This is a genomic window from Patiriisocius sp. 208BN25-11 (assembly GCF_058147145.1).
The window spans coordinates 374,391-388,833 of record NZ_JBYVJY010000001.1; the positions used below are offsets into that span (position 1 = coordinate 374,391).

Annotated in this window: 14 protein-coding genes and 1 pseudogene; 14 read left to right on the forward strand and 1 reads right to left on the reverse strand. The window is 35.1% G+C overall.

Going from position 1 to position 14,443, the window contains the following annotated elements; translation table 11 throughout:
• Positions 1 to 3: 3 nt before the first annotated feature.
• From ACY2RS_RS01845 to ACY2RS_RS01905, 13 genes and pseudogenes are all read left to right on the forward strand, one after another.
• Positions 4 to 1,047, forward strand: a complete 1,044-nt coding sequence (locus tag ACY2RS_RS01845; protein ID WP_490096890.1) for a response regulator — start codon at positions 4 to 6, stop codon at positions 1,045 to 1,047.
• A 75-nt stretch (positions 1,048 to 1,122) separates the two neighbouring features.
• Positions 1,123 to 1,959 (forward strand): universal stress protein, encoded by an 837-nt coding sequence (locus ACY2RS_RS01850; protein ID WP_490096891.1) that lies wholly within the window; start codon positions 1,123 to 1,125, stop codon positions 1,957 to 1,959.
• A gap of 132 nt (positions 1,960 to 2,091) precedes the next feature.
• The gene (locus ACY2RS_RS01855) at positions 2,092 to 2,937 is read left to right on the forward strand and encodes a universal stress protein (protein ID WP_490096892.1); all 846 of its coding nucleotides are present in this window, start codon (positions 2,092 to 2,094) and stop codon (positions 2,935 to 2,937) included.
• Between the two features lie 28 nt (positions 2,938 to 2,965).
• Entirely contained in the window at positions 2,966 to 3,814 is an 849-nt protein-coding gene (locus ACY2RS_RS01860; protein ID WP_490096893.1) for a universal stress protein, read from the forward strand.
• Between the two features lie 10 nt (positions 3,815 to 3,824).
• Complete coding sequence (locus tag ACY2RS_RS01865; RefSeq protein ID WP_490096894.1) at positions 3,825 to 4,673, forward strand: universal stress protein; 849 nt, start codon at positions 3,825 to 3,827, stop codon at positions 4,671 to 4,673.
• A gap of 63 nt (positions 4,674 to 4,736) precedes the next feature.
• Positions 4,737 to 5,588 (forward strand): universal stress protein, encoded by an 852-nt coding sequence (locus ACY2RS_RS01870; RefSeq protein ID WP_490096895.1) that lies wholly within the window; start codon positions 4,737 to 4,739, stop codon positions 5,586 to 5,588.
• A 7-nt stretch (positions 5,589 to 5,595) separates the two neighbouring features.
• The gene (locus ACY2RS_RS01875) at positions 5,596 to 6,447 is read left to right on the forward strand and encodes an ATP cone domain-containing protein (protein ID WP_490096896.1); all 852 of its coding nucleotides are present in this window, start codon (positions 5,596 to 5,598) and stop codon (positions 6,445 to 6,447) included.
• Positions 6,434 to 7,804: pseudogene (locus tag ACY2RS_RS01880) on the forward strand (MBL fold metallo-hydrolase RNA specificity domain-containing protein). The gene ACY2RS_RS01875 and the pseudogene ACY2RS_RS01880 overlap by 14 nt, the downstream one beginning before the upstream one ends.
• 72 nt (positions 7,805 to 7,876) lie before the next feature.
• The gene (locus ACY2RS_RS01885; RefSeq protein WP_490096897.1) at positions 7,877 to 8,290 is read left to right on the forward strand and encodes a hypothetical protein; all 414 of its coding nucleotides are present in this window, start codon (positions 7,877 to 7,879) and stop codon (positions 8,288 to 8,290) included.
• Positions 8,291 to 8,438: 148 nt separating this feature from the next.
• Positions 8,439 to 8,885 carry an Hsp20/alpha crystallin family protein gene (locus tag ACY2RS_RS01890; RefSeq protein WP_490096898.1) on the forward strand — a complete coding sequence of 149 codons (447 nt, stop codon included), beginning with the start codon at positions 8,439 to 8,441 and terminating at the stop codon, positions 8,883 to 8,885.
• Positions 8,886 to 8,951: 66 nt separating this feature from the next.
• The gene (locus ACY2RS_RS01895) at positions 8,952 to 9,404 is read left to right on the forward strand and encodes a hypothetical protein (protein ID WP_490096899.1); all 453 of its coding nucleotides are present in this window, start codon (positions 8,952 to 8,954) and stop codon (positions 9,402 to 9,404) included.
• A gap of 23 nt (positions 9,405 to 9,427) precedes the next feature.
• Positions 9,428 to 10,069 (forward strand): hypothetical protein, encoded by a 642-nt coding sequence (locus tag ACY2RS_RS01900; RefSeq protein WP_490096900.1) that lies wholly within the window; start codon positions 9,428 to 9,430, stop codon positions 10,067 to 10,069.
• Complete coding sequence (locus ACY2RS_RS01905; RefSeq protein ID WP_490096901.1) at positions 10,069 to 11,058, forward strand: NAD(P)-dependent oxidoreductase; 990 nt, start codon at positions 10,069 to 10,071, stop codon at positions 11,056 to 11,058. Before ACY2RS_RS01900 ends, ACY2RS_RS01905 begins: the two co-directional genes overlap by 1 nt.
• Before the next feature lie 16 nt (positions 11,059 to 11,074).
• Here ACY2RS_RS01905 and ACY2RS_RS01910 read toward each other — a convergent pair whose 3' ends face one another.
• Positions 11,075 to 11,890: a universal stress protein gene (locus ACY2RS_RS01910; RefSeq protein WP_490096902.1), complete on the reverse strand. Its 816-nt coding sequence runs from the start codon at positions 11,888 to 11,890 to the stop codon at positions 11,075 to 11,077.
• Between the two features lie 129 nt (positions 11,891 to 12,019).
• Here ACY2RS_RS01910 and ACY2RS_RS01915 point away from each other — a divergent pair, with 129 nt between their 5' ends.
• Positions 12,020 to 14,443 (forward strand): heavy metal translocating P-type ATPase, encoded by a 2,424-nt coding sequence (locus tag ACY2RS_RS01915; protein WP_490096903.1) that lies wholly within the window; start codon positions 12,020 to 12,022, stop codon positions 14,441 to 14,443.

Here is a 14,443-nt window from a genome sequence, read left to right on the forward strand (position 1 = left end):
CTCATGAAAACCATCTTATTAATTGAAGACGACACTGCACTTCGCGAAAACACAGCAGAACTCCTAGAGCTTTCTAACTATTCTGTTGTGACTGCACCTAATGGAAGAATTGGGATTGAACTAGCAAAAAAAGAACTCCCTAATATTATTGTATGCGATATTATGATGCCCGAGGTAGATGGCTATGGCGTACTTGAGGCCGTATCTCTAGAACCCACCACATCTCATATACCCTTTATCTTTTTATCGGCAAGGACCGAACACAAAGAAATTAGAAAAGGAATGGATTTGGGGGCAGACGATTATCTCACCAAACCCTTCGAAGAAGAAGAATTAATAAGTGCCATAGAAAGTAGGTTAGCCAAAGCCGAAATTCTTGCAAAAATGTTAGATACTTCGAGTAAAAAAAAAGAGGATGACATTCGCAATTTAAACGAACTCAAAAATCTATTTGACGATACTGGTGAGATCCAAACCTATAGTAAAGGAGAAACTATCTATAAAATTGGCGGACATTCAAACAATGTGTTTTTAATTACAAAAGGAGTAGTAAAGTGCTCTAAAACTGAAGACCACGGAAAAGAGCTCATCACGACCCTACATCAAGCCGATAGCTTTTTAGGATTCACCTCCTTCTCTCACAACGTTCGCTATCAAGAAAATGCCATTGCCATAGAAGATACCGTTTTAAGTGCTATTTCTAAAAGTGAATTAAAAGACCTTCTAACTAAAAACAATAATGTTTCTGTAGAGTTATTAAATGTTCTTTCCGATAATATTTCAGAAATTAAAGAACAACTATTGCAAATGGCTTATGGTTCTGTTCGAAAAAAAACAGCCCAAACCATTCTTCAATTCACACGTATTTTAAACAAGAAACCCGAAGAAGCCATTAAAATTTCTAGGAGTGATCTCTCCAGCGTTGCAGGTATTGCTACCGAAAGCTTAATTCGTACCCTTTCTGAATTCAAGAAAAAAGGACTTATCGATATAGAGGGAAGAACGATTAAGATTCTAGATATTAAAGCCCTAGAAGAAATAGAATAGTTTTTTTTTGAAACTGATATTTGTCATTACTCAAGCGATATAACCCTGCTACATTTGTGCTTTAAGCACTACGTAATGCAACATATTTTAATACCCACAGATTTTTCACAAAATGCATGGAATGCCATGCAGTATGCTTTGCACTTTTTTAAAGATTCGCAGGTAACATTTCACATCTTTCATAGCAGTCCCCATCAAGCAATACTATCAGACAAAAATTTGCACACAGCAGGTTTTGTATCACCAAAAGAAGTACGTGAAGATCCAAAAGTTGCAATGAAAACGCTACTCAAAACTCTCCAAGAAAAGTATCCCAATAAAAAACATACCCTTAAAAATGCCATAGTAGAGGGTTCATTTGTAGCCTCTATTAGGGAATATATTAAAGAGCATACTATCGAATTACTCATCATGGGAACCAAAGGTGCATCTAGCTTAAAAGAAATGACATTAGGGAGTAAAACAGGAGATGTAATCACACGCGTAAAATGCTCTACCTTAGTAATTCCAGAAAGAGCTTCCTTTGTAACACCCATAAATATAGGCTTTCCAACAGATTTTAACTTACAATACAAAAGTAAAGTCTTAGACACATTATTAGCGATTGCAAATACACATAACGCCAATATCAAAGTATTAAGAGTGGCTCAAAATGCGCAACCATTAAACGAATTCCAAAAAAATAATAGAACCTTTCTTAAAGAACAATGTAAAGAAATTCCATGCAGCTTTCATGTGGTAGAAAATCCAAATTTAGAGGATGCATTGCAATCTTTTGTCAATTCATTTAAGATCGATATCGTTGCCATGATTGCAAAAAACCTCAACTTTTTTCAGCGTATTTTATTTAAGCCAAAAGTGACAAAAATTAGCTACCATATGCAAATCCCTTTTTTAGTGCTACATGAATAATTTCTTCTTTTTTATTTCGCATCCCGATAGCTATTGGGAGTAAGTAGTTGAAATCTTTAGGTACTGATATTTATCATTTTATAAGAGTGACTTACATACTAGCTTTGATACAATAATCTTAACTAGTATCTCATGAGAACCATCATCATACCAACCGATTTTTCTGAAACAGCCATGAATGCCATTCGGTATGCAGTAGAGCTTTTTAAATATGACCAAAGCGACTTTATTGTAATGAACGCCTTTGCCGATGATGTGTATGAAAACACCATGGAAATGGATCGCGAATTTTTTGAACAATACAAGGAAAAAACAGAAGAGGCTACCATTCGATCTTTACAAAAGGTCGTGGCAGAAATGCTTACCATCTCCCCCAATCCAAAACACACCTACAATTACAAAGCAGTGTTTGGAAGTTTAGTACATGAGGTAAATGATCTAGCAGATTTTCAAAACGCCGACCTTATTGTCATGGGAACCAAAGGGAAAACAAATCGTAAGGATATCACTTTTGGAAGTCAAACCCTGCAAGTTATAAAATATGTAAACTGTCCTGTTTTGGCAGTTCCTGTTAGTTTTCATGGCTATGGTCCTCAAAATTTATTGTTTCCCACAAATTATATGCTTCCGTATAATCGAAGAGAACTAAAATTGGTGAGCACATTAGCAAGTCGTTTTGCAACAAGGGTACATTTCCTTCATATTTCCGAAGCAAAAAAACTTTCACACAGACAAGAAGATTATAAAACATTTATTTCGGGTTGTTTTGAACAAAACCAGTTGTCACATATAAAAGCACCTGGAAAAGATATTACCGAGGTCATTAATAAAAATATCAAAGAACGAGATATGGATATGCTGGTCATGACAAATCATAGGCACTCCTATCTGGAAAATATTTTATACAAATCCACTATAGAAAAAATTGGTTTAGCTATCGAAATTCCTTTTCTGGTGCTTCAAAACCTACCTAGATAACATTTTAAGAACCTAAAATCACTCACGAATGAAACGCATCTTACTTCCAACAGACTTTTCAGACAATGCATTTAATGCCATCTCGTATGCCGTGCAATTATACCGACATGAAGTATGCGAATTCTTTATTTTGCATACCTACACACCCACATTTGTAAGTGCCGGGAGTATGCTAGATAGTACTTCGGCAATGCAACTACAAAAAATTGCGCAAGAAAGTTCTCAGAAAAAACTAGACGATCTTGAAACAAAGATTGAAGAACAATTTGCAAACCCAAATCATACCTACACGAGTATTTCAAGTTTCAATATGCTCATCCCAGAGATGAAACTTTTGATAGAAGAAAATGAAATTGATTTGGTAATTATGGGAACAAAAGGCGCTACTGGAGCCAAAGAAGTTTTTTTAGGAACTCATACTATGTACGCCATCAAAAAAATGAAAATCCCTGTATTGGCAGTCCCATCAGATTTTGAATTTGAAACTCCCAAAGAAATCTTATTTCCAACAGATTATAAAATAAAAAGAAGCAATCGTTATTTAGAAATGGTGCGCGAATTATGCGACACCAATGTCTCTAGGCTTCATATTTTAAATGCCTATTACGGTTCGCCACTTTCAGAAAAACAGATTGATTGCAAAGCATTTTTGGATGTCTTTTTTATTGACAATGCCCATTTATTTCACATCAAAGAAGATACCGATGTACTTGGAGCCATTGAAGCGTTTCAAATTAAAAACAAAATCAACTTTATCATTATGGTACATAACAAGCACACGCTATTAGAGAATTTGCTTTTTAAACCTGTAATTAATCAAGTGGTGTTTCACACCCATGTTCCATTTTTGGTAATTCCTTCTGTAGAAAGACAATAAAATACATCTTATGAAAACAATACTAGTACCCACAGATTTTTCAAAAAATGCCTATAGTGCATTGTATTATGCTACCCAATTATTTAAAGAAGACGCGATGCATTTCATTATCATGCACTCCTTTGAATATCAAGTTAGTAATTTAACAAGCCGAGTTGACATAGGCAAAACAGATGCGCTTGTGGAAGAATTGTATGAATCAACTGAACAAAAATGTGAAGCAGAAATACATAAAATAAATCTTGATAACCTTAATCACAAACACACTTTTAGAAGTATAGCTACCTCACTAAGTTTACCAAGAGCGATCAATAAACTCATTCTTAAAGAACAAATAGATTATGTTGTTATGGGTGGCAAAGGAGCCACAGGAGCTGCTGCTATATTCATGGGAAGCAACACCCTTACAATGATTAAAAAAATTAGGAATGCTCCACTTTTAATTGTACCGCTAGAGATAGATTTCAAACCCCTACAAAAAATAGCTTTTGTAACCGGTTTTAAACGGTTTACCTCTAAAGACCAATTAAAATCGTTAACACAAATACTAGAAAACAAAGAAATTGCTCTGAAAATTGTACATGTACATGAAAAAGAAAAAATGACGGAGGTACAACTTGAAAACTCGCATCATATTTCTAAGCTATTAGCACCTTTTCAACCCGAAACCCAGTGGCTTCAAGAAACTACTCAGAAATCTAATGCCGTTACCTCATACCTTAATGAAGAAGAAATAGATCTGTTGGCAATGGTATATTACAAACATGATTTCTTTACAAAATTATTTAGAGAAGCTGTTTTAAAAAATATAGCATCTCATATCAAAATCCCTTTTTTAATACTACCAGATGCAGACTGATAAATATCATAGATACCTTCTTTTACTAAGAGTATATTTAAACCCCATTCAACACCCTAGATCATGAAAAAAAAGATTCTTTTACCCACAGATTTTTCAAAAAACGCTTGGAATGCGCTTAAATACGCAAGCCAATTATATAAAAATGAAGAAGTAGATTTTTACGTACTCAATGCATTTATGGTGCAAAATTATTCTATAGATCACCTCATGGTACCCGAACCTGGTGAAAGGTATTATGAAGAAGCAAAAAAGAGATCTGAACAAGGATTAGAAAAGCTATTACAGAAAATAGAGGTTTTAGATATCCCCAGCAACCATACCTACTTCACCAAAAGCGTTTATAATCAACCGTTAGAAGCCGTAAAACAATTTGTAGAAGATAAGGACATTGAGTTAGTAATTATAAGTAATAAAGGAGAGACAGACGATGTAGACACAATAGTTGGTAGTAATAGTATTGATTTTATGGAAAAAGTACGCAACTGCCCCGTCTTTATGATTCCCACAAATGTATCCTTTAACGAACCTAATGAAATAGTTTTCCCTACAAGTTACAAGACACATTTTAAGCGCAGAGAATTACAGCACTTATATGAAATATCAAAAATAACCAATGCGCCCATTCGTGTGCTGCACGTTTCAAAAGAAGATAGCTTATCTCAGGAGCAACTAGAAAAAAAGGCCTTATTAGAAGAATGCTTTGAAGGGTTAACCTATACGTTTCATGAGTTACATGATACCAATGTACAAACAGGTCTCAACATTTTTACACAAAGCCGAGGGAGCCAAATGATTGCATTTATCAATAAAAAACATGCGTTCTTTAACTCTATTTTTTCTAAACCTATGGTTAAAGAATTGGGGTATAAAGCAACAGTGCCTGTACTAGCCTTACACGACTTAAGAAATTAAGTATCTTATGAAAACCGATGCCATTCAAATTAGGAAGTCTTCTGGTGAAAAAGTATCTTTTTCTATAACGAAACTACGCAATAGTTTATATCGAAGTGGTGCCGATGAAACAACAGTGTCTCAAATAATTAATACGGTTAGAGATGAGTTATACCAAGGAATTTCAACCAAAGAAATATACAACAGGGCATTTGCTTTACTGAAGAAAAAGAAAAGAGTATATGCTTCAAAATACAAATTAAAAAAAGCAATATACGAGCTAGGTCCCACTGGTTTTCCTTTCGAAAAATTTATTGGGGCCTTGTTAAGCTACTCTGGTTATGAAGTCATTGTAGGTAAAACATTGCAAGGAAAATGTGTGTCTCATGAAGTAGATGTGATTGCAAAAAAGAATGGAAGACACATTATAGCCGAATGTAAATTTCATAGTGAAAAAACGACCACCTGTAATGTCAAAATACCCTTATACATACATTCTAGATATCAAGATATTATTGCACAATACCAAAGCGCAAACAATCGCCCCAATGAAGGTTGGGTCGTCACCAATACACGTTTTACAGCAGATGCTTTAACGTATGGAAGTTGTGCCGGATTGCAATTAATAAGCTGGGATCACCCAAAAGACAACGCCATTAAAGATCGTATTGACCGATTAGGCTTATACCCCATCACCGTATCTACTTTGTTAACCCAAAGAGAAAAACAATTTTTATTGAGCCGAGACATTGTACTTTGTAGGCAATTAGTAAATGATCATTTTTATTTAGATCATTTAGGTATTTCAGAGAAACGTAAAGAAATTATTTTAAGAGAAGTATCATTGCTCTGCAACCATTCCATTCATGCCAACAATTAACATTCATTTTTTAGGAGCAGCAGGCACAGTTACGGGATCAAAATTTCTTTTGGAGACTCCAGAACATACTATTATGATTGACTGTGGAATGTTTCAAGGTCTCAAAGAACTTCGAGAACTCAATTGGTAAGACATTCCTTTTGATGCTGCAAAAATTGACACCATACTCCTAACTCATGGACATTTAGACCACACAGGGTATTTACCCAGGCTCAAAAAACAAGGATTTTCGGGAAGTATTATTGGAACGGCGCCTTCCCTTGCCATCACAGAGATTATTCTTAAAGACAGTGCAAAAATACATGAAGAAGACGCAAAAAGAGCAAACAAAGAAGGGTACTCAAAACATGCTCTTGCATTACCATTTTACACTCTTAGAGATGCCGAGAAAACAATTGGTCTTTTTAAAACTGTTGCTTCAGAAACTTGGCATACTCTTTCTGAACACATACAGTTTCGATTTCAATACAATGGGCATATCATTGGAGCTACTTTTATTGAACTCAAAATATTTAGCAAAACCTTTGTGTTTTCTGGAGATATTGGGAGAATAGAAGATGCATTATTGCGTCCTCCAAAAAAACCGAAATGGGCAGATTATCTTTTTCTAGAGAGTACCTATGGCGGAAAACTGCATCCAAAACACAGCATTTCTGAAAAATTAATAGCACTCATAAACAATACCGTTCACAATAGAGGAACGCTTATCATTCCATCTTTTGCAGTAGAGCGTTTGCAAACATTGATGTTTATTTTATGGAAACTGTACACAAAACGCCGCATTCCAAACATCCCAATTTTTGTAGACAGCCCAATGGGCACCAATGTACTGTCTGTATTTGAACGTTTTCCAGAATGGCATACCATTGCTTCAGCAGATTTTGCTGCTATGAAACATCGCATGAACATCGTGCAATCCTACAAAGAAACCTGGGAAACCATCGATGACCCTAGACCAAAAATTGTGATTGCTGGAAGCGGTATGGTTACTGGAGGCAGAGTACTCACTTATTTAAAACAGTTAATAGACGTACCCACCACATCTATCTTATTGGTAGGATATCAAGCTGAAGGCACCCGCGGAAGACAACTTCTTGAAGGAGCTCATGAGTTAAAGTTCTTCGGAAAATATTATCCTGTAAATGCTTCGGTGCATCATATTGAAAGTCTTTCGGCACATGCAGATCAATTTGAAATTTTAGATTGGTTGCGGGAGATAAAAAACATTCCCGAAAAGACATTCTTGGTGCATGGAGAACCTACGGCACTACAATCGTTAAGGGTCAAATTACAAGATAGGTTTTCGTGGCATTGTACCATTCCTAAATTGAATGACACCCAAACAGTTGTTGTTTAGGTAGTATGACCAATATCATAGTACAAAGAAAGTGTTATGAGTACTTTAGAATTTCAGTTAAAAAAAACAAAAATGAAACAGCAAAGATCTTCTAAAGTAACTGCAGCACTTGAAGCACCTATCTGGTTTTCTGCCAGTCGTTTTATGGAACAAGATTTACGTTTTATGGAGCATCTTTTAAATGCCCCTATTTATAAAAACAGCATCCCAAATCTGTACGAACATTTAGTACAATTTAAAAAGCAGACCACAGCACTCACAAAAAGGTTAGCCTCTTTTTTGGAAGAAGCATCGGCGTTTAAAGAGCATTTAGATAACTACCCAAATAAAGATGCAATTGCTATAGACGAATATTTCTATACCAAACAAAAGTATTTTAAAGATTGGTACACCCGCTTAGATATGGATTTTTTAGAGACCAAATTTACCATCTTTAGATACCTTGAAACGGCATTAAAGTTTCAGAAAAACAAAGGGCAACCATAGTATCTTTTTTTCCTTCTTAAATTCCCTTTAACGAAGTGCTGTTAGGTAACAAAAAATCTTAGAGAATCTGACAAATATCATTTCAGACGCCATAATACGATGTTATATTTACCTTATAATCAAGTATTAATCTTAAAAAAACAAAACTATGTCTTTAGTGAAATTTAACAGAAGAAGGTTTCCATGGAGAAACGAAAGTCTAGCAAGTTGGTTTGATACAAATGATTTTTTTGAAGATGATTTTTTCACCAAAAAAACAACGATCCCAGCGATGAACATAAAAGAAAACCCCGAAAACTTTGAAGTAGAATTGGCAGTGCCAGGCTTTTCAAAAGAGGACATCGAGGTCTCTTTAGAAAACGACATTTTGCATGTATGTGCAGAAAAACGAAAAGAGGAAGTAGAAGAAAATCAAGAGGGTTATACTCGTAAAGAGTTTAATTACAACTCATTTGATCGTAAACTTCAAATTCCTACCAATGTAAATCAAGAAAAAGAGGTAAAAGCTACTTATAACAATGGCGTCTTAAAACTGGAGCTTTCAAAAACAGAAGCTTCCGTTGCACCGCCCAAAAAGAAAATTGAGATAGCCTAATCTCTTAGCTGCAAGGCAGGAAACAAATTGAGGAGTTGTTTTCTGCCTTTTTTAACTATGATAGCAATGAAAAAAACACAAACACATTTTAAATTTATTGAGTGGAGAGATCCTGCAGGTTTGCATGAAGACACCCTACTTAGCATCTCTGATATATTATTCTTACATGATGAATTACATTTTTTAAGAGACCTCGTGGCAGGACATACCTTAGAACTTATCTACGGAAAAACCTCCTTAGAAAGTGAGGCTGTATTCTCAGAATTGTCAAACCTAACGAGAAGAGGAGAAGCGCTACAAAGACAATTAGAAGTGCATCGCAACACCCTGCAAACACTTTTGGATGACATTAAAATTCCAAACGAATTAAAAGATTATAAAGAGACGCACTATAGTCTCATGATAGCAGAAATGGATTTACATTCCGATGTCAAAAAAATAAAAAAAACCATTTTTAAAATGCTTGCTGAAATTTTAAAAAAAAGCAAACAAAAGAAATTACCCAAGAATGCTAACTAGTGTTTGATTTTAAATAAAATAGTATGAAAAAAGTCTTAGTATATATAACTCTTATCGCTTTCTATATCCTTTTTGTAGGATGTTCTGCTACACAATTAGTACAACAATACAAAAACCCAGACACTATAAATTTTGAGGCAAACAAAGTACTTGTTATTGGTATTTCTGCAGACAGCGAAATACGCAGAGTTTACGAAAAACAAATGACAAATGCATTTGAAAAAGAAGGTATTATTTCGGTAAAGAGTATCGATTTTTTTGAAACATCTTTCACCGATAATGAGAAATCTTTGGAGCAGCTAAACACCATAGAAAACGATCTGCTTGAAGCTGGTTTTGATGCTATTTTATTTACCAAAATAACCGGTAAAGAAAGTAGAGTCACCCTAGTAGATGCCTATCGAAATTATGCAAGAGAAAATCAAAATTTTGAAGATTACTATTACAGAAATCAACACTTATATTTCAAAGAAGAAGAGGAACAATATCAAGTATACACTACAGAAACTTCACTGTTTTGTATCTGCCCAGGAAAAGAACGAGAGCTGTTATGGACGGGTGAGATTGAAGTGGTAGATGCCACCAAAGTAAACCGAAATATTAGTAGCTATATACAAGTGCTATTTAAAAACTTGAAAGAAAATAACCTATTACTTCTAGAATAATGAACGTATTTATCTTTAGTGCAAAACCCTTCGAGATTCCATTACTTACAGAGAGCAATCGAGGTGTACACAAGCTTGTGTTCTCTGAAAAAAGACTTACATCACAAACCGCTATGCTTGCCATAAATTGTGATGCCGTATCTATTTTCTCAGCAGATGATGCAAATCCAAATGTGTTAGAAAAACTGCGAGATTTTGGGGTGAAGTATATCACACTACGCTCTGCTGGACATGATAATATTAATGTCAAAATCGCTAAGAAACTTAAATTTAAAGTAGCAAACACCCCAGGATACTCTCCTCATGCTATCGCAGAACATGCAGTTGCCTTGCTGCTCTCTCATATAAGACATATTCCTCAAGCCAAAACACAAATAGCAAAAGGCAATTTTCTTCTAGACAAGCTCATAGGTTTTGATCTTCACCAAAAAACCGTGGCAGTGATGGGCACAGGCAAAATAGGAAGTGTTTTGGTTAAAATTTTACATGGATTTGGCTGTAAGATTCTTGCCAACGATACCAGTAATTCTAAACAGTTAATAGAACAGTATGGCTTAGAATATATCTCAAAAGAAGCTGTTGCAAAGGAGGCAGATATTATTTTTATTTGTTTGCCATTATCCGGTATAACACACCATTTATTCGATGCATCCTATTTCAGAAAAATGAAAAAAAAGCCTATCATCATAAATGTAGCAAGAGGCGGCATTGTAGACACCAAAGCAGTTTTAAATGCACTAGATGAGGGTAACATACATGGCTATGCTACCGATGTCTATGAAAAAGAACACGGCATCTTTTTTTATGATCACTCTGGAAAAAAACTCGAAGACAAAACACTAAACGCTTTACTAGAACACCCTAGAACATTAGTAACACCCCACCAAGCATTTGCTACCAAGGAAGCATTACAAAACATTGCTACAACAACCATAGAAAACCTAAACGCATGGCAAGAAGGAAAGCATGCGTTAAACGAACTTTCTTGATGAATTTTCTTAAATTCTAACGATGCAAAAACAATAGCGGAACCAAGGTTCCATAGGCTAATTTAGAAGTTTCAGAACCTTTTAGTATTCTTTTAAAGAATGATTCTTTTTCAACGAACAACCCATGTATATCTGCTTTCAATAATTGGGTTGCTGTGTGTATTGAACTTAAACCCGCGTTGGTGTCTAAACTATAAAAAGTATAGGGATGTTTTGGAAACAATGCATTAATATTTGCTTCTTCTTCACTAATGGCGTCTAAAACTAAGACACTAAGCTTGCAAGAATGTATTTCTAGAACTTCTTTAAACACTTTTAAATCTTGTATAGAAGGGATGGTATTGGATTGTTTTGTAAATAATGCATTTTTTATGGTAGTAAATGTATAGTTGTCTGGAATGGTTAGGGTCGGACAATCAATTTCTCTAATAACTTGTAAGGTATTACTTCCAAACAACACCTCTCTTGCTCCTGTTGCGCCATTGGTACCCATGATGATAAGGTCAATTTCATGAAAAGACACTGCTTGCTCAATAGCAGGAATAAGGCCATCATAATCAAAAAGCCCTTGAAATGTATAGGACTTTGATTTGTTTTCTACCGATAACTTTTCCACCAACTCATGAATTTGCTTCTTGTTATCTGTAGCAATGGTTTCATACAAAGAATCACTTGGCAAAGCCGTCATTAAATCGTCTGTCACAAACTCAGATACTCGCTGCACATTAAGTATATAAAAAGTACAGGTTTGATTTTCAAAAAAATGCATGGCATATTGAATTGCATTAAATGAGTTTTTTGAAAAATCTGTTGGTAATAGTATGTTTTTCATAATGTTGTATTTGTGATTTCAATGCTAAAATAATTGGAAACAAACTTCTAAAGAATGAGATATGTCATATTTTAAACAAACTCATTATAACACCTTTGCCTAAGGTATAATGAGCAAATTATAAACTATATGACTCCATGTTTTCATTGCGGCGATCCTTGCAAAGAGGATACTATTCTACATAAAGAACATTCTTTTTGCTGCTATGGCTGCCGTACCGTCTTCGATATTTTACTTGATAACGATTTATCATATTACTACGATTTAGAACATTCGCCAGGTACCGCTCCAAAAGCAAACGAAACCGCATTCGATTTTTTAGACAACCCAGAGATTATAAAAAAACTCTTAGAATTTGATGAAGGGGACACCAAAATTGTTTCGTTTCTTATTCCTTCCATTCATTGCAGTTCTTGTATATGGGTGCTAGAAAATTTAAAAAAATTACATCCATCTGTCTTAAATTCTCAAGTAAACTTCCCTGAAAAAACAGTACGTATTACATTTTCTAGTACTACTACTTCGGAAATTTTCTCACTCAAAGATTTGGCGCTTCTACTCTCAAGAATAGGATACGAACCCTATATTTCATTGGAAGATGCGCAGCCTAAAAAAAGAAACAACACCAAAAAAGGAATCTACAAATTAGCTATTGCAGGTTTTGCCTTCGGAAATGTGATGTTCCTCTCATTTCCAGAATACTTCGAAGAAACCGAATTTTGGCTCGACCAGTATAAGCATTTATTTCGCTGGTTGATGTTTGCCTTTTCATTGCCAGTGGTTTTTTATGCCGCGCAAGATTATTTTATTGCTGCTTACAAAGGAATACGTGCTAAAGTATTAAACATCGATGTTCCTATCGCCATTGGTATTGCGGTTCTATTTTTACGTAGCACTATCGATATTATACTGCAATCTGGTTCAGGTTTTTTTGATAGCCTCACGGGGCTTGTGTTCTTTTTACTCCTCGGAAAGTTTTTTCAACAAAAAACCTATCGTTATTTATCCTTTGAAAGAGATTACAAATCGTATTTCCCAATGGCGGTCACGCAATTGAAAAAAAATGAAGATGGCAGCTACCAAGAAATACAAACAGAACTCAAAAACCTAAAAAAAGGAGATCGCTTGCTCATACGCAATAACGAACTCATTTGTGTAGACGCCATTTTATTAAGAGGAGAAGCATTAATAGACTACAGTTTTGTCACAGGAGAAGCGGTTCCAGTTTCAAAAATGAGTGGAGATACTTTATACGCCGGTGGAAAGCAACAGGGAAACACTTTAGAAATTGAAGTTTTACAACCCGTTTCGCAAAGCTATCTAACACAACTATGGAGCAATGAAATTTTCACTAAAAGCAAAACCAGTAGGTTTCAATCCATCACAGATAGTATTAGTAAACGATTTACGGTGGCCATTTTAAGCATCGCTTGTCTGGCTGCTCTTTTTTGGGTAGTTGTAGACTCAAGTCAGGTATTTAATGTATTTACAGCAGTTCTTATTGTTGCTTGTCCTTGTGCCATCGCCCTTGCGGCACCGTTTACCTTGGGTAATATGCTGCGCCTCTTCGGAAATACTAAATTATACCTTAAAGATGCTTCGATAATCGAACAAATGGCACAGATAGATACCATTGTTTTTGACAAAACGGGAACACTCACCTACAACCAACAAAAAGTAGTAGAGTATGATGGTATTGTTTTATCTGAAGAAGAACGCGCGTTGCTTTCTACTTCACTACGAGCTTCAAACCACCCGCTAAGCAGAAGTTTGTATGAAGTGCTGCAAGAAAACAACATCCGTATCTTAGATGACTATCAAGAAATTATAGGGAAGGGAATTTCAGCAAAAACAGTTAAAAACAGCATTAAAATTGGATCGTATCAATTTGTAACAAACCAACAAGAAAATTACATTGAAGAGCCAGAAAACAAACATAAAACAGCTGTTCACATTAGTACAGACAATAGTTACAAAGGCTGTTACGTATTTAATAATCAGTATAGAGAGGACATTGAAGCAACATTACAAGAACTATCCAATACCTATCAACTTAGCATCTTGTCTGGAGATAATGATGGGGAGCAGGCTTATCTAAAAACCTTATTACCCAATAATACTCCGCTACTTTTTAACCAAAAACCTGAGGATAAATTAGCCTATATAAAATCATTGCAACATCAAGGTAAAAAAGTGATGATGGTAGGCGATGGTCTTAACGACGCTGGAGCCTTAAAACAAAGTGATGTAGGGATCGCAATTTCTGAAGACACCAACGTATTTACTCCAGCCTGCGATGGGATTTTAGATGCGCAAGTACTAAAGAATATTCCGCAATTTATGGCTGCTTCAAAAAAAGCAAGGCAAATTATTACATGGAGTTTTATAGGGTCGCTTTGCTACAACCTCATTGGGCTCAGTTTTGCAGTTTCTGGCCTTCTAAAACCCGTGATAGCTGCTATATTAATGCCACTAAGTTCTATAAGCATTGTCCTATTTACAACCATAATGGTACGTATGTATTCAAAAAAAGTATACCTACTTAAAAAATAA